We start from the raw sequence: 25,415 nt of genomic DNA on the forward strand, positions 1-25,415 counted from the left end.
GAGACCACCGCGTCCCGCCCGGGCTCGGTGAAACCGCGTCGCGCGACCGCTCCGCCTGGATACCGCGACGCCTGGTGCACCGGCGACCTTTCGGTCGTGTGCCTGGATGGTGGTCGCAGACCGTGTCCAGGCGGCCGAAAGGATCGTGGAATGGCATCCCCCCACGACGCCTCGCGCGTCGGCACCCGGTTCGGGCCGTATGAACTGAGGTCGCTGATAGGCGTCGGGGGGATGGGCGAGGTGTACCGCGCCTACGACACGGTCAGGGACCGGATGGTCGCGGTGAAACTGCTCCGTACCGAGGTGGCCGCCGACCGGAGTTATCAGGCGCGGTTTCGACGCGAGTCGCGGGCAGCCGCACGGCTGCAGGAACCGCATGTGATCCCGGTGCACGACTTCGGCGACATCGATGGTGTCCTCTACATCGACATGCGCCTGGTCGAAGGCGCCAGCGTCAAAGAAGTGCTGAGGACCGACGGTCCGCTCGATCCCGCGCGGACCGTGTCGATCGTCACACAGGTGGCGTCGGCCCTGGACGCCGCACACACCGACGGTCTGGTGCACCGCGACATCAAACCGGAGAACGTCCTTCTCACTGGCGACGATTTCGCCTACCTGGTGGACTTCGGCATCGCCCACATCGGCGGCGAGGCGACCGTGACCATGACGGGCGTGCTGATCGGGTCCAGTGCCTACATGGCGCCGGAGCGGTTCTCCGGCGCTACGGTGGGGCCACCTGCCGACATCTACGCGCTGACCTGCCTGCTTTTCGAATGCCTCATCGGTCGCCCGCCGTTCGAGACCGGCGATCTCCGCCAGCTCATGAGCGCCCACATGTTCTCCGCTCCGCCGCGGCCGAGCATCATGCGCCGCGGCATACCGCGCGCATTCGACGACGTCATTGCCCGCGGCATGGCCAAGGACCCCACCCACCGGTACGCATCGGCCGGGGAGCTGGCCAGAGCAGCCCGGGATGCGCTCTCGGGGACGCCGGCCCTCGCTCCGCCCCCGCCGCCGGTTCCGGAACCGGCGGTCGCTCCCCGCCCCACGCCGCCGCCGAGCACGCGGGAGTTCTCGTCGGTCTACCCGACGCCCACCGTGAGCGGCGAGGCGCCGTATCCGCCGCCACCCCCGGTCCATGCCCCTGTGGCTCAGGTCCGGCGCCGGCGCTGGACACCAGGGCAGGTGCGGTTGGTGATTGCGACGGTGCTGCTGCTCGGTGTCGCCGGGATCCTGGCGGCGATCTTGGCGCTCAGCGGAAACGACCGTGGTGCGACGACGCCCAAGACGCCGTTGGCAGTGCCGCCCTCGGCGACCAGTACGAGTGCACCCGACGATTCGACGAGCGAGTCGACGACCGACACCACCACAACGACGACGACGAAGACATCCACGTCGCGATCGGCCGCGGCGCCCATCTCCGGGGCCGACGCCCAGGGCTTCGTGGGCCATACCGCCCGCTGCGACTCGGGCAGCACGCCGGCGGCGATGATCAAGACGGCGTCGTCCATCGCGGTGATCTGCCAGAGCGGGCCGGACAGCTACTACTACCGCGGCGAACGCCTCAGCGACGGTGCCCACCTAGAAATCGCCTCGGCTCAACGATCCGGTGACGGGTTCAACGCCACCAACCCAGCCGACGGCGCCCAGTACGAGATCCGCCCCGACAGCCTCACCATCATCAGCAACGGCCACGTCGATTCCGAGGAGCCGGCGCAGCAGTACTCGGCGGGTTAGCCGCGCGCGTCACGCGGGCGCGTAGAGCTGCACGGGAGTGGTCTTGCCCTTGAGTGTCAGGCCCGGACGTTCGGCGAACGCGACGCGGTGGTCGGTGAGGAGTTCCAGGGTGTCGGCCGTGAGCAGGACGGCGTCGCCGGTCTGCCGGGTGGCTGCCTCCACCCGGGCGGCCACGTTGACCGTGTCGCCGATGACCGAGAACTCGAAACGTCCGGCGCCGCCGACATTTCCGGCCACCACCGGACCGGAGTTGAGCCCGACGCCCACCGACAGCCGTCCACCGAACTCGACGTGCACGGCATCGGCGATCTGCAGGGCGGCCGCGAGCGCCTCGTCGGCGTGACGGGCCCGGTGCCTGGGCGCGCCGAACACCGCCATCAGACCGTCACCGGCGTACTTGTCGACGTGCCCGTGGTGTTGATGCACGAGCGGGACGATCCGCTCGAACAGGCGGTTGAGTGTGGCGACCACATCGGCGGGCGGAAGCTGCTCGGCGAAGGTGGTGAAACCGCGGACATCGACGAACATCAGGGTGACGTCGACCTCCTGGCCCTGTAGCGGTCCGCCCGCGCACAGGATGTGTTCGGCCACATCCCGATCCACGTATGTGCCGAATGCGGCCCGAATGCGTTCGCGCTCGGCCAAACCCGCTGCCATGGTGTTGAAACCGGCTTGCAGTCGGCCGATTTCGCTCGCGTCGTCGACCTCGACGCGAGCTTCGAAGTCGCCGTTCTGGATTCGTGCCAGTGCGTGGCGCAGTGCCCGCACGCGTTCGGCCACCGAGCGCACCGCCACCAGAATCGCGAAGAGCCCCACCACGAATGCCACCGCCACGAGCACCAGGATGGCTCCGATGGTGCGCTGGGTTCGGTAGTCGGTGTCGGCGAGATACCCGAGCGCCAACATCGCGACGCCCAGCAGTGGCACACCCGTGGCCAACGTCCAGGCCATCGTGAGCCTGCGTTGGATCGTCGGGCCGACGCGGCGTTCGGGCGCACCGCCACTGAGCGCGCGGGCCGAGATGGGCCGCATGACGCGTTCGGAAATCAGGTACCACACTGCGCTGGTGGACATTCCGCCCAACGTCACCACACAGAAGATGTAGAGCGCGGTGGACAATGCATCAGGCACGGCCAGTGAACCGAAGACCACCGCTCCGACACCCCACACGATGACCGACATCCGCACCGCCTCGCCGGGTGCACCCAGTGTCATCCGTTGTTCGGCGGCGGTCGGGAGTCGGTTCTCCCGCAGCCACGCGGTACTCGCGGCGAACCGGTGCCGCCGTACCCGCAACATCACCGGGATCGCGACGACGAGGAATGCGACCAGTGCGGTACCGCCGCGAATGAGCAACCGCTCGGTGGCCATCGGGCTCAGCACGATCGGGGCGGCGAACGCCAGGAATGCCCCGACGGTCACCCCGCCGGAGATGCTGACGGCGGCCGCTCCCCACACCCACCGTTTGAACGTGGTGCAGCGGAGTGCCTCACCGGCGTCCGCAGCGATCACGTCCATACCGAAAGCCTGCTGACACCGACGGGGGCCGACTAGCGTAGTGCGCTACTCGATCGCTGCAAAGCCCTGATTTGGTCGGTGTCGGCCGTTCGGATGATTTCACCGGAGTTTTGCTTTCAACCGGGTTATCCCGGCTGACCGGGCATGCTAGCTTTTGCCAAGTTTGAGGTTTCGTGCGCATCTGCGGGGCGGTGTCGTGCGCATGACGAGGGTGGAGGGCCTTCATGTCCGGTAGACATCGCAAGCTGTCGCGTACGCGATCCGCGAGCAGGCGCTGGGTACCCGGACTGACCGCGGCCGCGGTCAGTGTCACGGGGCTGTCGACCGCGGTGGTCACGGGAACGACGACGACGTTCGCCGCGCCCGCCGTGGCCCTGGCGGCGGCCGTCACCCCGGCGAACTCGACGGCGCAGATCTTCGCCGGCTCGACCTACTACGGGACCGACTACGCGAAGTCGAATCCGCCGCAGCAGGTGGTCCCGTTTTTCCTAGGGCCACAAGGCATTGTCGACGCGATCGACCAGAACAGCGCCGACCCGAACCTCGTCGTGGTGTCGTCGGGGTGGGGAGCCGGGCAGACCGGCCTCGCGCTGGCCCAGATGGAAGCGAACCACGACCCGGCGCTGAACAACGTCAAACTGGTCATCCTGGACAACAACACCAACCGCGCCGGTGGCGGATTCTGGACCACCTACTGGATGTTCGCGCCGTTACTGGGGACGTCGGCGGCGCCGGAACCCAGTGACCTGTCGATGCCGGTGATCGACACCGCCTACGAATACAACATCAATTCCGATGCCCCGACCTATCCGCTCAACCTCGTCGCCGACGCGAATTCGTTGGCGGCCTACGCCTATGGGTATGGCGCGCAGTCGAGTGCGAAGCTGCCGGATGATCCGGTCAACTTGAAACCGGGCTACCACTACATCGTGAATCCGGACGGCTCGTATACCGCGATTCCGTTGTCCGGTACCAATGTCACCTACGTGACGTTCACGACCGACCGGCTCCCGTTGGTGCGGCCGCTGCTGCTGGTGCCCGGCGGCAACATCGTGGCCGACGCCGTCGAACCAGCGCTCACCGACATCGTCAACGCGGGCTATCAGGACAACCAGCCCATTCCGACGGATCCCTCCAAGACCCGTCCGGTCGGTCTGTTGCCGCCGGCATCCGACATGACCGAGACCGTCGGCGCTCTGCCCGGCGATGTGCAGGCCGGGGTGACAAAGGCTGCGGCGACCGCCGGCCAGGACATCTCCGCGCCGACCACCCTGGTGACCGGGCCGCTCGACGAGGCAGGCAGCACCGCCAAGATCGTCACGGGCAACCTGCCGACGTCGTCGTTGTCGTCGACCGGCGTGCCCGGAGCATCCGGTCTGTCCGCGTTGACCTCGGGCAACAAGGTGGTGCCCAATCCGGGGAAGTCGCTGAAGTCGACCGGTGGGTCAAACCCTGTACAGAAGGTGGCGGGCGCCCTCAATTCGACGGTGAGCGGCGTGACGAACGGTGTGCAGAATGCCGTGAAGAAGGTCGTGTCCGGCGCCAAACCGTGACGGTGACCTGCTGAGCAGCGACGGCGACATCGGTTGCCGCCCTATACTCTGTCCACGCATTTGCGGGGACAGGAGCCCTCATGGCCGGACACGACGAGCGCGCGGCGAACGCACCTGAGCTGCAGTTGCCGCCGGATTCGACTCGGCGCCCGGCTTTCTACGGCCTCGTCCTGCAGTGGGCACTACGTCTGGTGCTGGTGGGCTACATCGCCATCACGCTGTTGCTGCAGCCGCCGGACCGCGACTTGTGGTTCTGCATTCTGACGCTGGCCGGCTACCTGGCCGCGTTCGCCGCGTGGACTTGGTGGGTCTTGCGGACAGGGCCCGCGTCGAAAGACATCACCAGCCGGCGGCCCGCATTGTTCATGCTCGCCGCAGACGTCGCGTTGGTATCGCTGCTGTCGGTGCTCACGGGACTGCACTCACCCGACAACTGGACGTCGGATGTGTTGCGCACCGGGCTGTTTCTGATTCCGGTGATCGCAGCGGCACAGCTGGATCCGTTCCTCAGCGGCGTCACGGCCATTCCGACCGTCGCGGCGTACGTCGTGGTCAGCTGGATCGGGCAGAACAGCAACGAAGAGCCGTGGTCGTCGATTCTGTTGAACGCCACGGTGTTGTCCGGGCTGGCCGCCGGTTCGGTCGCACTGTCGCGGATCCAGCGGTCGAAGGTCGAGACGATCGAGGAACTGGCCAGGCAGCGAACGCAATTGCTCGACGACGTGCTGGGTTTGGAGAAGCGCGAGCGACAAGCGCTCTCGGAGCGCCTCCATGACGGGCCGTTGCAGTACGTCCTCGTCGCGCGAGGCGATCTCGAGGATGTGCGGGCCGGATCGGTCGCGGCGCTGGATCTGGTGGAGACCGCTCTCAAAGAATGTTCGGGGTTGCTGCGCGACGCGGTGCGCGAGTTGCATCCCGAGATCCTCAACCGGGCCGGCCTGAAGGCCGCGATCGAGGCATTGGCCGAGAGTATCTCTGCGCGTGACGATCTCGCGGTCGACCTGGATTCCTCGACCTGGCCTGCCGATCTCCGCACCGATGCCGACCACCTGCTCTACAGCGCCGCGCGCGAGTTCACCACCAACGTCATCAAACATGCTCACGCCACCACGCTGCGCATCGAGCTGCGCCGTGAGGACGGGGAGGCGCAACTGCGGATCATCGACGACGGTGTCGGCATCTCCGATGCGCGGCTGGCGAAGAGCATCGCCGAAGGCCACATCGGCATGGCCTCGATCCGCACCAAGGTCCTCGCCTCGTGCGGGCGGTTCGATGCGCACGCGACAGACGCGGGTACCGAGGTCGCGATCATGGTGCCACTGCCGCGCGGCTGAAGCGCATCGGCGCCGTCAGCAGCCCACCGGATCCCACACCTTGTTCGAGCGCATTGTGGTCAACCGGTAATCGGTAACCCTGATGTCGAACAACCGTGCCCCCAGATCTTGGGCTCGGGAAATCGGATCGCTTGGGTCGCAGGTGATCTCGCCGCGGCTGTTGGCGTTGCCCACGACGACTCCGGCCAGGCACTGGTCGAGATACCGGGTCAGTTCCTGGAATTGAGCGATGACACCCGCCGTGGCACCGACATAGCTCTCCTCACACGAGATCAGCACGCCCACGGTCTTGTCGGTGATACCGCCGACTACCTGCTCTTGCTGCGGGGCGCTGTTGGCGGTGTAGCAGAACAGCCGGTCGAACACCGTCTTGAGCCGGGCCGGCATGCCGTAGAAGTACAGCGGCATCGCGTACACGATGCCGTCAGCGGGCAGCATCTTGTCGAGCAGCAGGGTTTCGTAGCGATCGTCGAGTGAGCAGAAGCCGGTGGCCATGCGGCAGCGCCTGCAATTGTCGAGCATGCGGTCCACGTACTCGTCGAGGAACACATGCTCCACGTCGTGGCCGGCCGATTGTGCACCCGCACAAGCAGCTTCGGCAAGCAGGTGGGAATTGCCATCCTCACGCGGGCTCGCGCTGATCACCAGAACTTTCATCGATTCTCTTCCGTGGCTGTTGACGCGCGCACCACCACACGCGTCGGGATCAGGGTTCGTGTGCTCTCCAACGGTGGCAGTTGGCAATCGGGATCTTTCCGTGCGATCAGATCGGTCAGACTTTCCACTGCCCGCGCCCCGATATCTCTGGGGTGCAGGAAGACTCCGGTCACCGGTGGATTGGTGACGCGCAGGATCGAGCTGTCTACTGCGCTTGCCAGCGCCAGCTCGCCCGGCACCGAGACCCCGGCGTCACGTGCCGCATCGAGCAGCGCGATAGCGCATTCATCCGAGCTGGTGTAGATGGCGTCGGCAGGGGAGGGGCCGGTGCGTAGTGAGGCCAGCGCCTTGCCCATCTCGGCGGGCGAGGCCTCGGCCACTGCGACTGCGGCGGGCCGAACGTCGTTGGCGCTGCACCATTCTCCGTATGCGTGCTGGATGTCGCGGATATAGGACCGCGACGTGGTGTCGGTGATGATCGCCGGCTGTGAACAGCCTTGGGCGGCAAAGTGATCGAAGATCTCGCGGGCGGCCGCCTCGTGATCGTTGTCGACGACGAAGCAGGGGCGGCCCGCCGCGACGACCGGTTCGCCCGTGGTCACCACGGGATACTGGTCGGCAAACGATGACTGGAGGAACTGCTCGGAGCCCTTCGGGTCGACGATGATCATGCCATCCACGCCGAAGCTGCGCATCGACGACTCGTCGACCCCCGGCGACACCACGATGAGGGCGTACTTCGCATCGGTTGCCGCGGCTGCGGCACCGTTGATCAATTCCAAGAAGTACTCCGACTCGGACTTGGGCACCAGTGCGGTGCCGTGGCCGCTTGCGTCGAGGTCTGGCATCTGGATGGCGATGATGCGGCTGCGGCGCGTGACCAGCTGCTGGGCCTGCGCGCTCGCGGTGTAGCCGAGCCGCTCGGCGACCTCCAGCACCCGGTCCCGGGTCTCCTGGGCGACGCGCCCGCGCCCGTTGAGGACGTGCGACACCGTCGTCGGGGACACGTTGGCGTAGCGCGCCACGTCCTTGATGTTTGCCACTGCGCTGCTCCATCTCCCGGCCCGAAAGCCCTGCTGTGCCAAGCGATCACTTTGACCCTTGACCCGTCGCGAGCCACTGCGCTACGGTTCCATACCAGCATACGCCAAAACGTTTTGTCAAACCGACTTCCCACTCATGTCCCGCATCTCACTCGGGAAAGTCTGTTTGTTCGGCTCACGCTGGCCATCATATGCCAAAACCTTTTTGCAGTTGCTTCCTATCCAGAAAGGACAACCGAATGAGCCAGACCGCGCAACCGCCGGTGACCCGCAGCGATGCGAACACGGCCGCGTTGGAGAACCTGTTCGCCGTTGAACCACGCCTTGTGGGGGTCGCGCCGGCGATCGACGCGGTCGCGGGAATGCGCCGGGATCTCATCCTGACGTCGGGGCCGTCCCTGCCGTTCCCGGCGTACACCGGCGGACAGCGAGACGGCCTGCTCGGGGCCGCGATCTACGAAGGGTTCGCCACCGATCGAGCCGGCGCCGAGCGGGCCTTCGAGCGTGGTGAAGTCACCGTGGCCGGCTGCCAGACGCTCGGTGTGGTGGGTTCGTTGGCCGGCGTGACGACGGCGTCGATGCCCGTCCTCGTCGTCGAGGATCCGCACACCGGTGCCCGGGCCTACTGCACGCTCTACGAGGGCGACACCGCCGACCGCCTGAACTACGGCACCTACACCGACGCGACCCGCGTCAACCTCGACTTCCTGCGCGACCGCGTGGGTCCGGCACTCGACCGGGCCGTGCACAGCCACGGCGGGGTGCCGCTCAAGCCGATCATTCAGCGGGCACTGACGATGGGCGACGAGTTGCACAGTCGCAACACCGCGGCGACCACGCTGTTCACCCGTGCGTTACTGCCCGCGATCACCAAGACGAACGGGGACGACGCCGGGACCCTGGCCGACTATCTGTCCGGGGGCGATTACTTCTTCCTGCGGCTGGCGATGGCCGCCGCCAAGGTCATGGCCGACGGCATGCGTGGTTTCGGCGGCAGCAGCCTCGTGACGTCGATGGCGTTCTCCTGCAAGGAGTTCGGCATTCAGGTCGCAGGGCTGGGAGACAGCTGGATCTGTGGCCCGCTGCCGACGTTCGAGTCGGTACGCCTCTACCCGGGCTTCACCGAGAGCGACATCGAGTTCATGGGCGGTGAGAGCGTCATCACCGAAGTCGTCGGACTCGGGGGAGTGGCGCAGGCCGCGGCGCTGCCGTTACAGAGGTCCAGCGGGGGCAATGCCGCGACCATGATCGCCCGCACCGTGCAGATGTACCAGATCTGCGCAGGTGAACACCCGGACCTGCGCATTCCGGCCCTGGACTACCGCGGCACCCCGGTGGGGTTCGACGTGCACCGGATCGCCGCCACCGGAATCGCACCCTACCTCGACATCGGCATCGCCGGTGTGGGCGGCGGGCAGATCGGCGGCGGGGTGGCCCGCGCACCGCTCGAACCGTTCCTGCGCGCCGCCGAAGAACTCACCCACCTCACAAAGGAGAGAAACGCATGACCGACACCATCTTCGAACGCAACGACACGCTGTACAGCCTCGACCCCGAGCACACGCGCGTCGCGAAAGAGCTTGGCGCCCAAGGCGTCAAGTACGCAATGGCGAACTGGATCGATGTCCTCGGCAGACCCAAATCGAAGGTCGTCCCGATGACGCACTTCGCCGACCTGGTGGCGGGCGCCGAGCGGTACACCCCCCGCGGCTTCGGCGGGATCGGCAACATGAACCCCACCGAGGATGAGGTGGTCGGGGTTCCCGACCTGAGCACTCTCAAGATCCTGCCGTGGGATCGCCGGTATGCGTGGATGATCGCCGACATGAGTTACGGCGGCCGCGAACCGTTCGCGCTGTGTCCCCGCAACGCGCTGCGCACGCAGGTCGAAGCCGCTGCGGCGCAGGGCTATTCGGTGCACCTTGGGGTGGAACCCGAGTTCTATGTGTTCCGGCCCGAATTCCTCGCGGGCGAGCGTGACCGGCTGGTTCCCGTCGCGCGCAGCGGATCGCTCAAGCCGTCGCCTGCCTACGACGTCGAGGCAACCCTGGATGCTTCGGAATTCCTCGACAAGCTCGTGGGCTACCTCGGCGAACTGGATTTCGGCGTCTACGCGTTCGGCCACGAGGGCGGCGACGGCCAGTACGAACTCAGCATCGGGCACGCTCCGGTACTGGAGATGGCCGACCGGATGACGCTGTTCCGCTTCGCGGTCAAGCAGATCGCCAAGGAATGCGGCCTGCTCGCGAGCTTCATGCCCAAGCCGTACGCCAGCATGTGGGGTTCGGGCGCACACCTGAACATGAGCCTGGTGGACCTGGAGACCGGGCGTAACGCGTTCCGCGTCGGCGATGCCGCGGGGGAGTGGACGCAGACCACCTACCAGTTCATCGCGGGCGTTCTCAAGCATGCGCCGGCCTTCACCGCGCTCGGGAACCCCACCACGAACTCGTACCGCAGGCTCACGCCACGGTTGGCCGACGGCCAGATCTCATGGGCCCCGACACGGGTGAGCTACGGCTCGAACAACCGCTCGTGCACGGTGCGGTTGCCCCAGAACCGAGCCTGCATCGAGTACCGGGCCGCGGACAGCGCTGCGAACTACTACTTCGCGTCGGCGCTGATGATCGCCGCCGGCCTGGAAGGCATCCGCGAGGGCCTGGATCCGGGGCAGCCTCTCGAACGGGCTTCGCATGACTCGGATGCGCCGGTGCTGCCGCGCACGCTGTTGGAGGCCATCGAGGCGTTCCACGCGGATCCCTTGGTGCACAAGACGTTTTCTCCGGCGTTCGTCAGTGAGTACACCGAGATGAAACTCAAGGAGTGGGAGTCTGATCACCTGTTGGTCTCCGATGCCGAACGCAGAAGGTACCTGCTGGAGCTATGACAGTCGTCGGCGTTGTCTGTGGATTGGGTTCCGATGGCTTTCTGGCGAGCCACCGGAACTACATCGACGCGATCGCGCGGGCCGAGGGTGTACCGGTGCTGATCCCCGCCACGCTCGACCCGGCGCGGGCCCTGCGGCTGGCCGACCGGATCGACGCGCTGTTGTTGCTGAGCGGCGGGGACATCCATCCCCGCCGCTACGGCGAGCCCACCAAAGCCACGCTCATGGGGGTCGACGAAGCGCGCGATCAGGTCGAACTCGCGATCCTCGAGCGGTCGATCCGGCGTGGCGTCAAGACCTTCGGGGTCTGCCGCGGTGCGCAGATGCTCGCGGTGGCGCACGGCGGCGCGCTGCACCAGGATCTGGTCGCCTACGGTGTGCGCAAGCACATGGCCGACACCGTCGACGGTGGCTACGCCTCGATCCGGCACGGCGTCGAGATCAAGGAAGGCTCACTGGCAGGCGAGTTGTTCGGCCACCTGACCGAAGTGAATTCCCAACATCATCAGGCTGTTTCCGACACCGGATCGCTCACCGCGACCGCGTGGAGCCCCGACGGAGTCGTCGAGGCAATCGAAGGTGAGAACTGCTTCGGGGTCCAATGGCATCCGGAGCTCATCTACACCGAAGACCCAGCACATCTCAAGCCGTTCGAATGGCTCGTCCGAAAGTGACAAACCGCATGGTAGACAAGGACTTCGACAAGCACCTGGCCGGCGCTTCCCGTCGTGCGTTCCCGCGTGTGGAGCAACACGGTATCGATTACATCCCCGAGAACGAAAGGCGTTCCAGGCCGAGCAACCTCTTCATTCTGTTGCTGGGCGGCAGCATGACGTTCGGGTTGTTCATCATCGGCTGGTACCCGATCGCCTTTGGTCTCGGCTGGTGGTCGGCGGCGACCTCTATCGTGGCCGGATCCGCCGTCGGTGCCGTGTTCCTGGGCCTTTCCGGTCTGATGGGGCCGCATTCGGGTACCAACAATCCGGTGTCCAGTGGCGCGTACTTCGGGGTGGCCGGCCGGTTGATCGGATCAATCCTCGAAGGAACGGCGAGCCTGGCGTTTGCCGCCATCTCGATATGGACCGGCGGCGACGCACTCGCCTCGGCGCTGATCCGGTTCTTCGACATGCCCGACAACGAGATGGTCCGGCTGGTCGCCTATGCCGTGCTGAGCATCATCGTCACCGTCATTTCCGTCTATGGGCATCACAGCATGATGGCGTCGCTGAAGTTCATTCTGCCGACCGCCGGATTGTGCATGGTTGTTGGATTGTTCGTCTACAGCGGGGATTTCAGCGCTTCCTACGCCGGAACCGGACACTATGCGTTCGGCTCGCAATCGAGCACCTGGCTGGTGTCGGCGTTGCTGTGTGCAGCCACCGTGTCGTCGTATGCGGCCTACGCGGGGGACTGGACCCGGCACATCCCGGCGTCGAAGTACTCCGACCGCCGGATCGTGCTCACCCTGTTCCTCGGTGGCACGTTCGGAATGGCGGCATGTTTCCTGTGGGGTGCCTTCACCTCGGCGGCGGCCTTCAATACCGGAGCGGCCGGCGCGGATACCCCGTTTGTGTTCGGCATCGTCAACGTGGTGCCGCTGTGGTACATCCCGGCGTTGCTGTACCTTGGCCTGGCCTCGGGCACCACACAGGCCGTCATCAACACCTATGGCACAGGGCTTGACACCAGTGCGATCATCCCGCGGTTCAACCGGGTTCAGGCGACGTTGCTGGCCTGTGGGCTCGCGACTGTGCTGGTCTACATCGGCCACTTCTACGACAAGATCGAAAGCGGCATGTCGATCTACCTACAGCTGCTGGTCTGCTTCTCCATTCCGTGGGTCGTGATCGTGGTCTACGGGCACGTGAAACGGCGCGGCTACTACGACGTCGACGATCTGCAGGTGTTCAATCGTCGGCTTCGTGGTGGGATCTACTGGTACATAGGAGGATTGAATCCCCCGACGCTGACCCTTTGGTGCATCGCGGCGGTGGTCGGCATGCTGTTCTCGGTCAACGACGCATATACCGGCCCACTGGCGCCGATGATCGGCGGTATCGACGGCGGCCTGGTCGCGTCGGGCCTGGTCGCGCTGATCGGCTGCCCGATCATCCATCGGATCTGGCCGGACCGCGCAGAAGTCTATGGCCCCCAACATATCCCGGGGCGCAACCCCTCGGCCCAGGAGGTGCCCGCCGCGCTCGAACCGAGCTGATCGCGGCGAAATACGATCGGGCGGGTACGCAACGGTGCGTAGCCGCCCGATCTCATGTGCGTTCGGCTCTCAGCAGCCACATGGGCCGCTGAGAGCCGGCTCGCAATCTCCTGCCCCAACTCGACGATGCGATGGCGGCCTCCTCGGCAGGGCGCACCCCATCGATCCGCAGTCCCGCAGCGGCATACGGTTTCGCCAGATGCGCGACGTCATCGGCACGCCCGACAGCACGCAGGCCGGAGGCGCCGTCGTGGTCGATCACCGAGAACACCATCTGGAGTCGTGCGCCCGATTTCATGATGCGTGCCACCATCTGAAGCACCGTCGGGTCGGGTACCAGCAATCCACGTAGCAACGAACCCCAGGGAAAATTGACCGTCACGTCGTCGGCGGTAGCGGTCAGCTCGGAGGGCAATCGCTCCACCGCGGCGGTGACGAACAATGCGTTCGACACGCCGCGGGGGCCAGGTCGCGCGGCGCGGCGGGACGCCTCCGCCATGCCTGCGGCGTTGGCGTCGATGCCGACCGCCAAACACTTGTCGTCGGCCGCGGCCGCGGCCAGCACGGCCTTGCCGTCACCCGTCCCGAGATCGATCAGTAGCTTCTGGTACCCGGTCGTCAGGTCGGCGAATCACCCGACGTCGACATCGCGGATCTTCTTGCCGGAGACGATTCTCATTCGGGCACGGTAACCACGGCCGCCCGCCAGCGCATCTGAATTTCTGGCACGGTCTCGACTCGGTTACAGATGGATACCGGAACGTTTGACGGCAAACCACGCGCGCCGCTGTAGCAACTATTGTCACAGGCGTTAGGCGTTAGCCGGAAGGTAGGACATGACGACACCACGTCGGCTGGCGGCGATGGCGGCTGCCTCGGCCGCGACAATCACTCTCGCCGTACCGCTTCCGCGCGCGGTTGCCGACCCGTGCTCCATGCCGACCTCGACGCCATCGGCACGCTCCGCGGCCCCGGCACTGCCGTCGTTGCCGATCCTGCATCTGCCGATCGGCCGCAAACCGGTCAGCACGGCCAGCACCCCGGAAGCAGCGAAGGACACCGCCGTCGCCCCGAACACCGCTGCCCGCGCCGCGGCCGCCCCGTCGGCGTCGCCCGCAGCCACCGTGGGGTGGATCACCGGGCCGAGCAGCGACAGTTACAGCCGGTTCGGAATCTCCGGTGCCGACCTCGGAATCATGTGGGACAACGGGCAATCCGGCGCAGGCAATCAAGTGTTGATGGCATTCGGTGACACCTTCGGCAATTGCAGTGTGCCAGATCAGGAGTGGCGCAAGAACACGCTGTTTCGCAGCTTCGACCGCAACCTCGCCGACGGCATGACGATCCCGAACCCGGTGCCCGGCAACGTGTATGCCGGCTCACCCGTCGACGCCGCCCGCCCCAACTTCTCGCGCCAGGTGATCCAGAGCCTCGGCCTCGCGGCCACCGAGGTGACCATCATTCCGACCGCCGGAATCTCGGTCGGCACAACGCAGTACGTGAACTTCATGTCCGTCAGCCAGTGGGGTTCTCCCGGACAGTGGTCGACGAACTTCTCTGCCGTGGCGGTGTCGAACGACAACGGCGAAACGTGGACGGTGCCGGTGACGAGTATCCGGCCGAGCTGGTTCAACACCGTCCCCGGTGTCGCGTTCACCTGGGGTGACCAGAACTTCCAGATGGGCGCCTACCTGCGCAGCGGTGGGTACGTCTACGCCTACGGCACCGGGGCGGGGCGCGGCGGGATGCCGTTCCTGTCGCGGGTGGTGGAGAGCGCGGTCGCCGACAAGTCCGCCTACGAGTACTACACGCCGTTCGGCTGGCTCAGAGGTTTCCCGTTCCTGGCCGTGCAGGTGGTGTGGGCACCCGGCAGCGAGATGTCGGTGGCGTGGAACGACTACCTGAAGAAGTTCGTCATGCTGTACACCAACACGACCTCGGCCGTGGTGATGCGCACCGCCGACAAGCCGGAAGGGCCGTGGAGCCAGGCGAAGACGATCGTCAGCTCGACCGCGGTGCCCGGCGGCATCTACGCGCCCTATATCCACCCGTGGTCCACCGGCAGCGACCTGTACTTCACGCTGTCGCGCTGGTCTGACTACAGCGTGATGTTGATGCGCACCTCGCTGGGCACATCGAGTACCTAGTGTTTCGCGCGGTCGGCCGCCCGCGCGTGTTCAGCCGCCGATACGACCAACGCATCGGTGCCGGGATAGATCGTCGCTTCGTGTCCGTTTCCGAGCCACCGGACTTCGTACGGGGGAGAGCCGTCCTCGGCGCGGACCCCGATGATCTCGGCGTGCTGCTCGTGCTGGTCGGTGGTTGTGCCTTTCACAACCAGGAAATCGCCGACATGCGCTTTCATCGTCCGCTCCCTTCGCCTACTCGGCGGACTCTTCCATCGTGCGCGCACCGATGGCGATGCGGAACCCTTATCCCGCGGTCTTTCCGGCGTCGACGATGTACACCGCGCCGTGCACGGCAGCGGCGTCGTCACTGGCGAGAAATGCGATGGTCTTGGCGACGTCGGCGACATCCATCATTCCGCGGGGCGCGGCGATGCGCATGATCAGATTCCAGTCGGCGTCCTCGGGTGCGGCGAATTCGGTGGTCTGCGGGGTCAGCATGCCGCCGGGGCAGACCGCATTGACGCGCAGGCGCTCGGAGGTGAACTCGATCGCGAGCGCACGGGTCAGCCCGACCAGGCCGTGCTTGGCAGCGCAGTAGCCCGCCGAATAGACCTCGCCCTCGATCCCGGCGATCGACGCGACGTTGACGATGTTGCCGCCGGTCTCCAGCAGATGCGGCAGGGCCGCCCGACAGAGAAAGAACGGGCCGTTGAGGTTGACGGCCAGATCCTTGGCCCAGTCCTCGTCGGTCATCGAGATGGTGTGGCGCATCTGGTGAAAACCCGCGACGTTGATCAGTGCGTCGAGCCTGCCGAATTCCTCGACACAGCGGGCGACGGCCTGGTTGCAAGCCTCGGCGGAGGCGATGTCCACCGACGCGTACGTGCCGCCGGGTACCTCGGTGAACACCTCGGTCATCCGCGCGGCGTCGCGGGCGACGCCGAACACCGAAGCTCCCCGCTCGGCGAACAACCGCGATACTGCGGCGCCCAATCCCGACGATGCACCCGTGACCAATGCGACCTTGCCGCTCAGCTGACTCATGCCGTAGACCTTGTCAGATCCCGGCGCGTGGCCGGCTGGGAGGGATCGCGGCGAGCAGCGTGCGGGTGTAATCCTGCTCGGGCGCGGCGAACAGCTGCGCCGCCGGGCGGTACTCCACGACTTCGCCCGATCGCATCACCATCACGTCGTGACACATGCGGTGCACCACAGCCAGGTCATGCGCGATGAACAGGTAGGACAGGCCGAGGTCCCGCTGTAGCTCGGTCAACAGGTCCAGCACCCGCGACTGGATCGAAACATCAAGGGAAGCCGTGGATTCGTCGAGGATGAGCAGGTCGGGCTCGGTGGCCAGGGCCCGGGCGATGCTGACGCGCTGGCGCTGTCCGCCCGAGAGTTCGTGCGGATATCTGGACGCGAACTCCGCAGGCAGCCCGACCCGCTCGAGGAGTTCTGCCACGCGCTCCGCCCTGGCTCGGCGGCCTCTGACCAGCCGGTGCACCCGCAGGGGTTCGCCGATCGCCGCGCCCACCCGAGCGCGCGGGTTCAGCGACGCGAACGGATCCTGGAACACCAGGCTGATCCGCCGCCGCAGGTCCCGGCCGGCACCGAAGACGTCGACCCCGTCCAGGGTTGCCGTCCCCGCCGCCGGTTCGGCCAGACCGGTCAGCGCGGCGGCCACCGTGGATTTTCCCGAACCGGACTCGCCGACCAGTCCCAGCGTGGTGCCGCGCCGAATCCGAAACGACACATTCTCTACCGCGGTGACGTCGCCGTAGCGGACGTCAAGTCCGTTGACATCCAACAACACCGGGGTGTCCTCGACCTCGGTGGGACCGTCGCCGTCGATGCGGGGCCGGGCCTCGAGGAGCTCGCGGGTGTACGGGTGCTGTGGGTGGTCGAAGACGTCGAGGACGGGCGACTGTTCCACCGCCTCGCCCTCACGCAGCACCGTCACGTCGTCGGCGACCTGGCCGATGACCCCGAGATCGTGGCTGATCCACACCACCGCGGCGCCGAAGTCGCGTTGCAGGTCGGCCACCAGATCGATGATCTGGGCCTGGGTGGTGACATCGAGTGCCGTGGTCGGTTCGTCGGCGATCAGCAGTTCGGGATCGCACGCCAGCGCGATGGCGATCATCACGCGCTGCCGTTGGCCGCCCGAGAGCTGGTGGGGATAGGCGTCCAGCCGCTCGGTCGGCAGGCCGACGGCGTCGAGCAGCTCGCCGGCCCGGGCCCGGGCTTGCCGCCGGGTCATGTTGCGGTGGGTTTCGAGTGTTTCGGTGATCTGGCGCGCCAACGTCAGCAGTGGGTTGAGCGACGTGCCCGGATCCTGGAACACGAATCCGATTCGGCCACCATGGACTTGGCGCAACGTGCGGGCGGATGCCCCGACGAGTTGGGTGCCGTCGGCCAAGGTGGTGCTGCCGGTCACCACAGCGCCCGGCGCGTCGAGCAGCCCGGTGGCGGCCAGTACCGTCATCGACTTGCCGGATCCGGATTCGCCGACGATTCCGACGGTCTGCTCGCGTGCCACGTCGAACGACACCCCGCGCACGATCTCGCGGCGGCCGATCGTCACGCGTAGATCCGTCACGCTCAATACCGCAGGGGTCACTGCCTGCCCGCCCTTCTGGCCTCGATCATGGTGCGCTGCTTGGGATCCAGCACATCCCGAAGCCCGTCGCCGAACAGGTTGAACGCAAGCACCGTCACGAAGATGGCGGCACCGGGGAACACCGCCATCCACCAAGCCAGCGTGACGAAGCCCTGAGCGTCGAAGATCATCCGGCCCAGAGACGGTTGCGGTGGCTGGATGCCCAAGCCCAGGAACGACAATGACGCCTCGGCGAGGATCGCGAAGGCCAGGGACAGCGAGAGCTGAACGATCAGCGGCCCGGCGATGTTCGGCACGATGTGGCGGGTCAGAATGTAGCCGTCGCCCGTGCCCATGGTCCGGGATACCGCGACGAATGGTTCGACGCGCACGCTCAGTGTGCTGGCCCGCGCGACGCGCGCGAAGATCGGCGTGTAGACGACACCGATGGCGAGCATGGTGGTGGTGATGCCCGGCCCCAGGATCGCCACGATGGCCAGCGCGAGCAACAACACGGGGAATGCGAACATCACGTCGACGACCCGCATCACGACAGCGTCCACCCAGCCGCTGCGATAGCCGGCGACCACCCCGATCGTCACCCCGACGACTGCGGCGAACGCCACGCTCACCACCGCGACCCGCATCGATGCCTGCACCGCCACCAGCACGCGCGACAACACGTCACGGCCGAGCTCGTCGGTGCCGAACCAGTGCGATCCGCTGGGCGGCTGCAGCGCATCGGGCACGTCGATGTCGTTGATGCCGAACGGGGTGATCCACTGCGCGGCGACCGCGATGACCACGACGGCCAGCAGCACGACGGCACTGATCGCGGTCACAGGATTGGACAGCAGCAGCCGCCAGGAGGAGACCCGACCCTCGGTGACTGTCATGACAGCCGGATCCTCGGGTCGACCACCGCGTACAACACGTCGACAATCAGGTTGATCAGCAGGAACAACACCGCGATGAGCAGCACCGCACCCTGGATGACCGGATAGTCGCGGGCCGCAACGGAATTGAACACGAGCCGACCCAGCCCCGGCCAGGCGAACACCACCTCGACGACGATGACCCCGCCGAGGATGGTGGCCAGCTGGATACCGGTGATGGTCAGCACCGGTAGCAGCGCATTGCGCACGATGTGGCGAAACGTGATCACCGGTGGCGCAAGGCCTTTCGATTTCGCGGTGCGCACGTACCCCATGGCCGTGACCTCCAGGACCGCCGACCGCACGTAGCGGGTCATGATCGCGGCGGCGACCAGTCCCACCGTGAGCCCGGGCAGGATGATGTGCCGCAGCCAGCCACCCGGGTCGCTGAACAGCGGGCGGTATCCCGACGTCGGCAGCCAGCCCAGCGTCGACGCGAAGACCCCGATCAGCAGGATGCCCATCCAGAAATCGGGAATGGACACGCCGAACTGGCTGGCTATGCGCACGATCGCGTCGCTGGCCCTGCCTTCGTGCAGGGCCGACCAGATGCCGGCAGGCAAGGCGATCAGCAGGGCGATGCCGATGCCGACCAGGCCAAGTGACACCGTGGCCGGAAGTCGTTCCAGCAGTGTGACGGTCACCGGGTCACCGTTGCGGAAACTGACCCCCAGGTTCCCGGTGAATGCCGAGCCGAGGTAGGTGAAGAACTGCTCGACGATCGGCCGGTCCATCCCACTGGCCGAGCGCAGCGCCGCATAGGCCTCAGGGGTGTAGCGCGTGCCCAGCGCGATCCGGACCGGATCACCGGGCACCAGGTGCGCCAACGCGAACACCACGATCAGCACGCCGACGAGCACCACCGCGGAGTGCAACAGACGCCGTGCCAGGAACACCACGACCGGATGATCGGCTGCCAACTTGCCCACATTCATGTCGTCCCACCCCGATTCAGGCTTGCGCTGCGGAACCGGACGGCTCCGTCGCGCCGCGCGTCGTACCCCGACAGATTCGTTGCCCACGCCTCGATCACCGACGGGTTGTACAGGTAGATGTAGCTGACCTCGTCGGCGATGCGGGTTGCCGCCCTGGCGTAGATGGATTTTCGGGTGGCGACATCGGTCTCGACCCGCCCGGCGTCGAGGAGTTGGTCGACCTCGGGATCGGAGAACTTCTGCGCATTGCTGGTGCCGCCGGAATGGTGCTGGGCGTAGTAGAAGTCGTCAGGGTCGATGTTGCCGAGCCAGCCCATCATCAACATGTCGAAATGCCCGTTGTTCTGTTCGTCGAGCCAGGTGGCGAAGTCGACCGGGCGGATGTGCACTGTGATACCAAGCGGGGCAAGGTTGTCCGCGATGATCTGGGCGGCAGTCACGGTCTCGGGATACTCGCTGGTGACCAGCATGTCGAGGTCCTTCGGTGCGCCACCCGCCTCCTGCAGCAGACGTTTCGCTTCATCGAGATCGTGGCGGTAGCGGTGATAGTCGGTGTACCACGCGTTGCCCTGCGGGATGGCGAGCTGGTTGGTGGTCGCGGTGCGGTACGTGGTGGCCGCGGTGATCGAATCCCGGTCGATCGCATAGGCGATGGCCTGCCTGACCCGGACATCGTTCCACGGCTTGCGGGCTTCGTTGAGCGCCAGGTACCAGTAATCATTGCTGGGTGTGACCGCGAGATGCAGCGAATCGTCTTCGCGCAGTTCGCTGACGCGTTGCGGGGGAATCGAATCGGTCCAGTCGACTTCACCGGCCTGCAGTGCCGAGAGTGCGGTCGACGGTTCGGAGATGAACCGGAACGTCACCCCGGCCACCGGGGGTGCTCCGGCCCAGTAGCGCGGGTTGGCCTTCAACGTGATGGAGTCGCCGCTCTTGCGTGACACGAACGAGAACGGCCCGGTGCCGATCGGATGCGTGGCGATCTGCCCGCTTTCGACGTTGTTGCGTTGCACGATCGCCATGCCCTTGAAGCCACCGAGATTGGTCAGCAGATTGGGCGTCGGATGTTTGACGGTGATCCGCACGGTCGCGGGATCCACCGCGCCGACTGCGGCGACCGCGCTGAACTTGTCCGCGTTGGTCAGCTTCTGGTCGATGATGCGCCGATACGAGTACACGACGTCCTCGGCGGTCAGTGGGCTGCCGTCGTGCCAGGTCACCTCGGGGCGCAGGTGAAACGTCCAGGTCAACTGGTCGGGGCTGACCTCCCACGACGTTGCCAGCGCCGGTCCCATCTGCAGATTCGCGTCCGGTTCGACCAGCGTGTCGAACACGTTCTCCAGCACCTCGAACGAGAAGTACGCACTGGTCCGCTGCGGGTCGAGTTGGTCGGGCTCACCGGCGATGGCGGCGATCAGATAGCCCGACGCCTCGCCGCCGAGGTCGACGCGGCTGCCGGCCGAGCAGGCCGACAGTACGAGCGCCAGGACGGCTGTCACCGCGCTCAACGTTCTCACCACTGGTCGTGTGGTCACGATCTCTCCAGGATCACCGCGGGCGATCCGTCAGTACGCTCACCCGCTGGGGCCGTCGCCGGGCCCGACCGAAACGTCGGTGGACCATACCGGTGACGACGCTGATGAAGACTGCGATACTCACCCATTGTGACCTTCAAGCGCACGGCTGCCGCGACCGCCCTGGCCTGGACCCTCGGAATCGGACTCAGCCTGGGGTTTGCCGGCCCGGCTCAGGCGGACCCCGTGATGCAGGGTGTCTACACCTACACCCAGGACGGACTCGACCCGCAGACCTTCACGGTGTACCCGTCGTGCGTGCCGGTGGTCGGGGATCTGCGCGAGCCGCTGGAGCTGGCGGTGGCGTGCCGGTTGCACGTCGCGACGAGCTCCGAGCTCAAGGGCGGAGATGCCCGGTTGACGGGCGGGCTGTGGACATATTCGACGACGACGGCCGAGGGCATGCAGTGTCCCGATGGCAGCTGGGCCCCGACCACCGAGGTCTACAAATTCGATGACGTGGCGATGACGGGTACGCGATCGGTGTTCCACAATGCGGTCTGCGGACTGCAGCCCGGCGAGCAGAGCGTGCCGTTCAAGCTGGCGTACAAAGAGCCGTTGCCCATGCCGGTCAAGGTCTATCCGCTGGACTGCGAGCCCTGGGGCTTGCGGTTGTGCACGTGAGTGTCGGCGGGGGTGCCGGTCGCCCGTTGCAAGGCGACCAGACTCCGGCACTGCCGATGCTCAACGGCAAGGCCGTCGACCTGACGGGTCCGGGCCGCACCGACCAATTCGGGGTGACGGCAACCGATCTCGGTGCCTCGGTGGTGGCCCCCAACGGCAAGTTGGTCTCGGTGTTCGGTGATACCTTCTCGGGCCCCATGGTGGGGCAGGGTGATTGGCGTTCCCCGGTGGCGCTGATCGGCAGCGGCGACGCCGATCACGAGATCGTCTACGAGCGCGCGGCCGGACCGGATCCCAACTATGCGCATCAGCTGTGGTTCTACATCCACGACGACGCGTCGAGCGGATGGAGCCGTGGCGGCATCAGTACCGTGATCCCGTCGGATCTGCTGCGGGTAGGGGATTCGATCTATCTGCACGCCATCGTCAACCATGGCTTCGGCAATGTGATGTGGACCGAGATCTGGCGCTCGGACGACAGCGGTGTCTCGTGGACCCACATGGGGGAGCAGGCCAAGTTCCCGGGCGATCTGCAGGGCGGCTACGCGCAGTGCTGGTCGTGGGATTACGATCCCGACGACGGCTGGGTTTACGTGGTGGCCACCGGGTTTCAGCGCAACAAGGGCATCATCCTGATGCGGGTGCGTCCCGACCAGATCGGGCAGCGTTCGCAGTACAGCTGCTGGGGTTTCACGAACGGCAGCTGGGGCTGGGGTCAACAGAGCACGCCGATCACGCCGCCCGCAGAACAGTGGGGCGAGTTGACATTCCGCCGGGTGGCAGCCGGAACATGGGTTCTCGGCGGGTTTTTGGCGTCGCAGTACGCGCTGGGCTACCGCGTCGTCAACTCGCCGGTGGCCAACATGTACACCACGCCGCTGCAGATCCCGGTCGTCGGCTCATCGTGGGCCGACGAGGACCCCGCCGACAGCAGGGTGGCCCAGCTCTACGGTGGCTACCTGCTGCCGGGCTCCCGCTTCGACGTGCAGGGCGGCGTCGGCCTGGTGGTGTCCCAGTGGCGCACCGATACCGGATGGCCTTACCGGGCAATGCAATTCAAGGCCCAGCTCAGGGATACCAGCCAGGCACCCCGGCCGGCGGATCCGATCAACCTTTAGCTCAGGCGGTGAACCCGCCGTCGACGTTCCAGTTCGCCCCGGTCACGAAGCCGGATTCGGAGCCCGCCAGGAAGCTCACCACCGCTCCGATGTCGGACGTGTCGCCGTAGCGGCCGAGTGCGGTGGACTGCCTTATGGAATCGGCGAATTCGCCCTCGTCGGGGTTCAGGTCGGTGGCTATCGGGCCGGGCTGCACGTTGTTGACGGTGATACCGCGCGGACCGAGATCGCGGGCCAGCGCCCGGGTCAGTGAGGACACCGCGCCCTTGGTCATCGCGTACACCGAAAGTCCCGCCACGGGCACCCGGTCGGCGTTGATGCTGCCGATGTTGATGATTCGCGAGCCCTCGCCGAGATGGCCGACCGCGCTGCGGATCGCGGCATAGACACCGCCGATGTTGATCGCGACCAGCCGGTCGAACTGCTCCTGCGGAAATTCTTCGATCGGTGCGATGTAGGCGGTACCGGCATTGTTGACCAGGACGTCGAGACCGCCGAGAGCTGCCACTGTCTGCTCGACCGATGCGGCGACCTGTACAGGATCGGCGCTGTCGGCCTGGATGGCCACCACCTTGCCGCCGTCCGCGGTCACTTCGGCGACCAGCTTGTCGGCCTCGGCTGCCGAGGCCGCGTAGGTGAAGCCCACGTCGGCGCCGTCGGCGGCCAGTCTGCGCACGATCTGTGCGCCGATTCCGCGGGAACCGCCGGTTACCAGTGCGCGGCGGCCGGTCAGGGGTGCTGAGCTCATGGGATTTTCCTTCCGGAATGTTTTTCGAACCGGTTGGTTACTAAGTACGCTGAGGTCAAGGCGCAGGTGCGGGTAATGATTCCCGCTGTGACCGGTATCACAGCAGGGCGGGAGGCAGGTTCGCGATGGCGATAGGCAGGCCCCGGGAGTTCGATCCCGAGCAGGTCGAGGACGCCGCGATGAAACTGTTCTGGGAACACGGCTACGACTCGGTGTCCATCAGCGATCTGACCGCAGCCACCGGTGTGAACCGCCGCAGCATCTACGCCGAATTCGGCTCCAAGGAACAACTTTTCGAACGGGCACTGCAGCGCTACGTCACCGGCCCCGGCGGTTACGCCGCCGAGGCCTTGACCCGCGCGACTGCCCGCGACGTTGCCGAGGCGATGGTCCACGGTGCCGCGGACGCGACCACCGGCGAGCCCCGAGGTTGCCTGCTGGTCGGGAACGGTGAGGGGCTCGCCGAGCGGCGCTGTGCCGACGTGCAAGACATCGCCAGGCGATTCGACGCCGCGGTGGCCACCGGCGAACTGGCAGACGTTGACACCATGTTGCTGGCCCGGTGGATCTCGGCTGTGTGTCAAGGGATTTCGGTGCAGGCGCGCAGCGGCGCGAGCCGGGCCGAGTTGCATGCGGTGGCGGATTTGGCGCTGGCCGGCTGGCCCGGAACCGGCCCGCGCACATGATATCTGTGCATATGGTGATGCGGTGACGAAGCGAGTGGTGGTCTGGGGCACCGGTTTTGTGGGCAGCATGGTGATCGCCGAGATCGTCAAGCATCCACTGTTCGAACTGGTCGGTGTCGGGGTCAGCAACCCCGACAAGGTCGGCCGCGACGTCGGCGACATCTGCGGGCTCGGCGCCCCGATCGGAGTGGCCGCGACCGACGATGTCGATGCGCTCATCGCGCTGAGGCCTGACGCGCTGGTCCACTACGGCCCGACCGCCGCGCATGCCGACGCCAACATCGACCTGATCACCCGGTTCCTGCGGGCAGGCATCGACGTCTGCTCGACGGCGATGACGCCCTGGGTGTGGCCGAAGATGCACCTCAACCCACCGAACTGGATCGAGCCTGTCACCGAGGCCTGTGAGGCGGGTGGGTCGTCATGCTTCACCACCGGGATAGACCCCGGGTTCGCCAACGACCTGTTTCCGATGACGCTGATGGGTCTGTGCTCGGAGATCCGACGGGTCCGGGCGTCGGAACTGTTGGACTACACCAACTACACCGGCGACTACGAGTTCGAGATGGGCATCGGCAGGCCGCCCGAACACCGGGCGTTGCTGGAAACTCCCGACATCCTCGTATTCGCTTGGGGCGCAACCGTTCCGATGATCGCCTACGCAGCGGGCATCGAACTCGACGCCATCACCACAACCTGGGACAAGTGGATCACCCCCGATGAACGCAAGACCGCCAAGGGGATCATCGCGCCCGGCAACGTGGCCGCGGTTCGGTTCACCATCAACGGTGTGTACCGCGGCGAGACCCGCATCCAACTCGAGCACGTCAACCGCATCGGCCTGGACGCCGCGCCGGACTGGCCGTCGGGCAACGACAACGACGTGTACCGCGTCGACATCGACGGCACACCCAGCATTTCCCAGGAAACCGCGTTCCGGTTCACCGACGGTTCGGGTCGCGATGCGGCCGCGGCGGGCTGCCTGGCCACCGGCCTACGTGCGCTAAATGCTGTCCCCGCAGTCAATGATCATTTGCCAGGATGGGTGACACCGCTGGACTTACCGCTCATCACAGGTTGCGGCAATATTCGCTGAGTAACATTCGCCCCGTTAACTGAGATG

Annotated in this window: 23 protein-coding genes; 12 read left to right on the forward strand and 11 right to left on the reverse strand. The window is 66.3% G+C overall.

The annotated features are described in order from the left end of the window. The first annotated feature begins 150 nt into the window (after positions 1-150). Positions 151-1,737, forward strand: coding sequence for a serine/threonine-protein kinase (locus BST13_RS01475; RefSeq protein ID WP_083159851.1), 1,587 nt, complete (start codon positions 151-153; stop codon positions 1,735-1,737). Between the two features lie 9 nt (positions 1,738-1,746). On the opposite strand, the gene BST13_RS01480 is transcribed toward BST13_RS01475, so the two are convergent. Further along, complete coding sequence (locus tag BST13_RS01480; RefSeq protein ID WP_083159853.1) at positions 1,747-3,255, reverse strand: adenylate/guanylate cyclase domain-containing protein; 1,509 nt, start codon at positions 3,253-3,255, stop codon at positions 1,747-1,749. Positions 3,256-3,479: 224 nt separating this feature from the next. Between BST13_RS01480 and BST13_RS01485 the strand changes: the two genes are divergently transcribed. Further along, entirely contained in the window at positions 3,480-4,808 is a 1,329-nt protein-coding gene (locus BST13_RS01485) for a PE-PPE domain-containing protein (RefSeq protein ID WP_083159855.1), read from the forward strand. Between the two features lie 80 nt (positions 4,809-4,888). Then, positions 4,889-6,142 (forward strand): sensor histidine kinase, encoded by a 1,254-nt coding sequence (locus tag BST13_RS01490; protein ID WP_083159857.1) that lies wholly within the window; start codon positions 4,889-4,891, stop codon positions 6,140-6,142. Positions 6,143-6,157: 15 nt separating this feature from the next. Here BST13_RS01490 and BST13_RS01495 read toward each other — a convergent pair whose 3' ends face one another. Next, positions 6,158-6,799: a flavodoxin family protein gene (locus BST13_RS01495; RefSeq protein ID WP_083159859.1), complete on the reverse strand. Its 642-nt coding sequence runs from the start codon at positions 6,797-6,799 to the stop codon at positions 6,158-6,160. After that, positions 6,796-7,842 carry a LacI family DNA-binding transcriptional regulator gene (locus BST13_RS01500; protein ID WP_083159861.1) on the reverse strand — a complete coding sequence of 349 codons (1,047 nt, stop codon included), beginning with the start codon at positions 7,840-7,842 and terminating at the stop codon, positions 6,796-6,798. Before BST13_RS01500 ends, BST13_RS01495 begins: the two co-directional genes overlap by 4 nt. 239 nt (positions 7,843-8,081) lie before the next feature. On the opposite strand from BST13_RS01500, the gene BST13_RS01505 reads away from it, so the two are divergent. Genes BST13_RS01505 through BST13_RS01520 form a run of 4 tightly spaced genes read left to right on the forward strand, consistent with a single transcriptional unit; the run spans position 8,082 to position 12,944 of the window. Next, the gene (locus BST13_RS01505; protein WP_083159863.1) at positions 8,082-9,350 is read left to right on the forward strand and encodes a YlbE family protein; all 1,269 of its coding nucleotides are present in this window, start codon (positions 8,082-8,084) and stop codon (positions 9,348-9,350) included. Continuing rightward, positions 9,347-10,729, forward strand: a complete 1,383-nt coding sequence (locus BST13_RS01510) for a glutamine synthetase family protein (protein ID WP_083159865.1) — start codon at positions 9,347-9,349, stop codon at positions 10,727-10,729. Before BST13_RS01505 ends, BST13_RS01510 begins: the two co-directional genes overlap by 4 nt. Further along, positions 10,726-11,403, forward strand: coding sequence for a gamma-glutamyl-gamma-aminobutyrate hydrolase family protein (locus BST13_RS01515; RefSeq protein ID WP_083159867.1), 678 nt, complete (start codon positions 10,726-10,728; stop codon positions 11,401-11,403). Before BST13_RS01510 ends, BST13_RS01515 begins: the two co-directional genes overlap by 4 nt. Before the next feature lie 8 nt (positions 11,404-11,411). Continuing rightward, positions 11,412-12,944, forward strand: a complete 1,533-nt coding sequence (locus BST13_RS01520; RefSeq protein WP_158087082.1) for a purine-cytosine permease family protein — start codon at positions 11,412-11,414, stop codon at positions 12,942-12,944. Positions 12,945-12,996: 52 nt separating this feature from the next. Here BST13_RS01520 and BST13_RS01525 read toward each other — a convergent pair whose 3' ends face one another. Beyond that, complete coding sequence (locus tag BST13_RS01525) at positions 12,997-13,566, reverse strand: class I SAM-dependent methyltransferase (RefSeq protein WP_142282703.1); 570 nt, start codon at positions 13,564-13,566, stop codon at positions 12,997-12,999. Between the two features lie 214 nt (positions 13,567-13,780). Here BST13_RS01525 and BST13_RS01530 point away from each other — a divergent pair, with 214 nt between their 5' ends. Continuing rightward, positions 13,781-15,091 (forward strand): glycoside hydrolase family 183 protein, encoded by a 1,311-nt coding sequence (locus tag BST13_RS01530; RefSeq protein ID WP_083159873.1) that lies wholly within the window; start codon positions 13,781-13,783, stop codon positions 15,089-15,091. On the opposite strand, the gene BST13_RS01535 is transcribed toward BST13_RS01530, so the two are convergent. From BST13_RS01535 to BST13_RS01560, 6 genes are all read right to left on the reverse strand, one after another. Then, a complete protein-coding gene (locus BST13_RS01535) occupies positions 15,088-15,309 on the reverse strand; it encodes a DUF1918 domain-containing protein (protein WP_083159875.1) in 222 nt (73 codons plus the stop codon). The genes BST13_RS01530 and BST13_RS01535 overlap by 4 nt on opposite strands. 67 nt (positions 15,310-15,376) lie before the next feature. Next, positions 15,377-16,117: an SDR family NAD(P)-dependent oxidoreductase gene (locus tag BST13_RS01540; RefSeq protein WP_083159877.1), complete on the reverse strand. Its 741-nt coding sequence runs from the start codon at positions 16,115-16,117 to the stop codon at positions 15,377-15,379. 13 nt (positions 16,118-16,130) lie between these two features. Beyond that, a complete protein-coding gene (locus BST13_RS01545) occupies positions 16,131-17,693 on the reverse strand; it encodes an ABC transporter ATP-binding protein (RefSeq protein ID WP_083159879.1) in 1,563 nt (520 codons plus the stop codon). Next, positions 17,690-18,568, reverse strand: a complete 879-nt coding sequence (locus tag BST13_RS01550; protein ID WP_083159881.1) for an ABC transporter permease — start codon at positions 18,566-18,568, stop codon at positions 17,690-17,692. Before BST13_RS01550 ends, BST13_RS01545 begins: the two co-directional genes overlap by 4 nt. After that, positions 18,565-19,542 (reverse strand): ABC transporter permease, encoded by a 978-nt coding sequence (locus BST13_RS01555; RefSeq protein WP_083159883.1) that lies wholly within the window; start codon positions 19,540-19,542, stop codon positions 18,565-18,567. Before BST13_RS01555 ends, BST13_RS01550 begins: the two co-directional genes overlap by 4 nt. After that, positions 19,539-21,059, reverse strand: coding sequence for an ABC transporter substrate-binding protein (locus tag BST13_RS01560; RefSeq protein WP_170064252.1), 1,521 nt, complete (start codon positions 21,057-21,059; stop codon positions 19,539-19,541). The genes BST13_RS01555 and BST13_RS01560 overlap by 4 nt, the downstream gene beginning before the upstream one ends. A gap of 147 nt (positions 21,060-21,206) precedes the next feature. Here BST13_RS01560 and BST13_RS01565 point away from each other — a divergent pair, with 147 nt between their 5' ends. Together BST13_RS01565 and BST13_RS01570 are read left to right on the forward strand one after the other, a co-directional pair. Beyond that, positions 21,207-21,740, forward strand: coding sequence for a hypothetical protein (locus BST13_RS01565; protein WP_083159896.1), 534 nt, complete (start codon positions 21,207-21,209; stop codon positions 21,738-21,740). A gap of 56 nt (positions 21,741-21,796) precedes the next feature. After that, on the forward strand, positions 21,797-22,858 hold the full coding sequence (locus BST13_RS01570) for a glycoside hydrolase family 183 protein (protein ID WP_083160086.1): 1,062 nt from the start codon (positions 21,797-21,799) through the stop codon (positions 22,856-22,858). 1 nt (position 22,859) lies between these two features. Here the strand turns inward: BST13_RS01570 and BST13_RS01575 are convergent, their stop codons facing one another. Beyond that, positions 22,860-23,606, reverse strand: a complete 747-nt coding sequence (locus BST13_RS01575; RefSeq protein ID WP_083159898.1) for a 3-oxoacyl-ACP reductase family protein — start codon at positions 23,604-23,606, stop codon at positions 22,860-22,862. 125 nt (positions 23,607-23,731) lie between these two features. Here BST13_RS01575 and BST13_RS01580 point away from each other — a divergent pair, with 125 nt between their 5' ends. Together BST13_RS01580 and BST13_RS01585 are read left to right on the forward strand one after the other, a co-directional pair. Continuing rightward, positions 23,732-24,292, forward strand: coding sequence for a TetR/AcrR family transcriptional regulator (locus tag BST13_RS01580; protein WP_083159900.1), 561 nt, complete (start codon positions 23,732-23,734; stop codon positions 24,290-24,292). A gap of 67 nt (positions 24,293-24,359) precedes the next feature. After that, positions 24,360-25,388, forward strand: coding sequence for an NAD(P)H-dependent amine dehydrogenase family protein (locus tag BST13_RS01585; protein WP_083160088.1), 1,029 nt, complete (start codon positions 24,360-24,362; stop codon positions 25,386-25,388). Positions 25,389-25,415 lie beyond the last annotated feature (27 nt).

Origin of the sequence: Mycobacterium aquaticum, from assembly GCF_002086485.1 — a bacterium.
GTDB lineage: Bacteria > Actinomycetota > Actinomycetes > Mycobacteriales > Mycobacteriaceae > Mycobacterium > Mycobacterium aquaticum.

Bases quoted from the DNA above. Each gene is read 5' to 3' on its own strand.
- BST13_RS01550 (WP_083159881.1), bottom strand. From the start codon at position 18,568: ATGACAGTCACCGAGGGTCGGGTCTCCTCCTGGCGGCTGCTGCTGTCC.
- BST13_RS01515 (WP_083159867.1), top strand. From the start codon at position 10,726: ATGACAGTCGTCGGCGTTGTCTGTGGATTGGGTTCCGATGGCTTTCTG.
- BST13_RS01530 (WP_083159873.1), top strand. From the start codon at position 13,781: ATGACGACACCACGTCGGCTGGCGGCGATGGCGGCTGCCTCGGCCGCG.
- BST13_RS01520 (WP_158087082.1), top strand. From the start codon at position 11,412: ATGGTAGACAAGGACTTCGACAAGCACCTGGCCGGCGCTTCCCGTCGT.
- BST13_RS01555 (WP_083159883.1), bottom strand. From the start codon at position 19,542: ATGAATGTGGGCAAGTTGGCAGCCGATCATCCGGTCGTGGTGTTCCTG.
- BST13_RS01585 (WP_083160088.1), top strand. From the start codon at position 24,360: ATGGTGATCGCCGAGATCGTCAAGCATCCACTGTTCGAACTGGTCGGT.
- BST13_RS01490 (WP_083159857.1), top strand. From the start codon at position 4,889: ATGGCCGGACACGACGAGCGCGCGGCGAACGCACCTGAGCTGCAGTTG.
- BST13_RS01485 (WP_083159855.1), top strand. From the start codon at position 3,480: ATGTCCGGTAGACATCGCAAGCTGTCGCGTACGCGATCCGCGAGCAGG.
- BST13_RS01480 (WP_083159853.1), bottom strand. From the start codon at position 3,255: ATGGACGTGATCGCTGCGGACGCCGGTGAGGCACTCCGCTGCACCACG.
- BST13_RS01540 (WP_083159877.1), bottom strand. From the start codon at position 16,117: ATGAGTCAGCTGAGCGGCAAGGTCGCATTGGTCACGGGTGCATCGTCG.
- BST13_RS01535 (WP_083159875.1), bottom strand. From the start codon at position 15,309: ATGAAAGCGCATGTCGGCGATTTCCTGGTTGTGAAAGGCACAACCACC.
- BST13_RS01580 (WP_083159900.1), top strand. From the start codon at position 23,732: ATGGCGATAGGCAGGCCCCGGGAGTTCGATCCCGAGCAGGTCGAGGAC.
- BST13_RS01575 (WP_083159898.1), bottom strand. From the start codon at position 23,606: ATGAGCTCAGCACCCCTGACCGGCCGCCGCGCACTGGTAACCGGCGGT.
- BST13_RS01495 (WP_083159859.1), bottom strand. From the start codon at position 6,799: ATGAAAGTTCTGGTGATCAGCGCGAGCCCGCGTGAGGATGGCAATTCC.
- BST13_RS01475 (WP_083159851.1), top strand. From the start codon at position 151: ATGGCATCCCCCCACGACGCCTCGCGCGTCGGCACCCGGTTCGGGCCG.
- BST13_RS01570 (WP_083160086.1), top strand. From the start codon at position 21,797: ATGCTCAACGGCAAGGCCGTCGACCTGACGGGTCCGGGCCGCACCGAC.
- BST13_RS01510 (WP_083159865.1), top strand. From the start codon at position 9,347: ATGACCGACACCATCTTCGAACGCAACGACACGCTGTACAGCCTCGAC.
- BST13_RS01505 (WP_083159863.1), top strand. From the start codon at position 8,082: ATGAGCCAGACCGCGCAACCGCCGGTGACCCGCAGCGATGCGAACACG.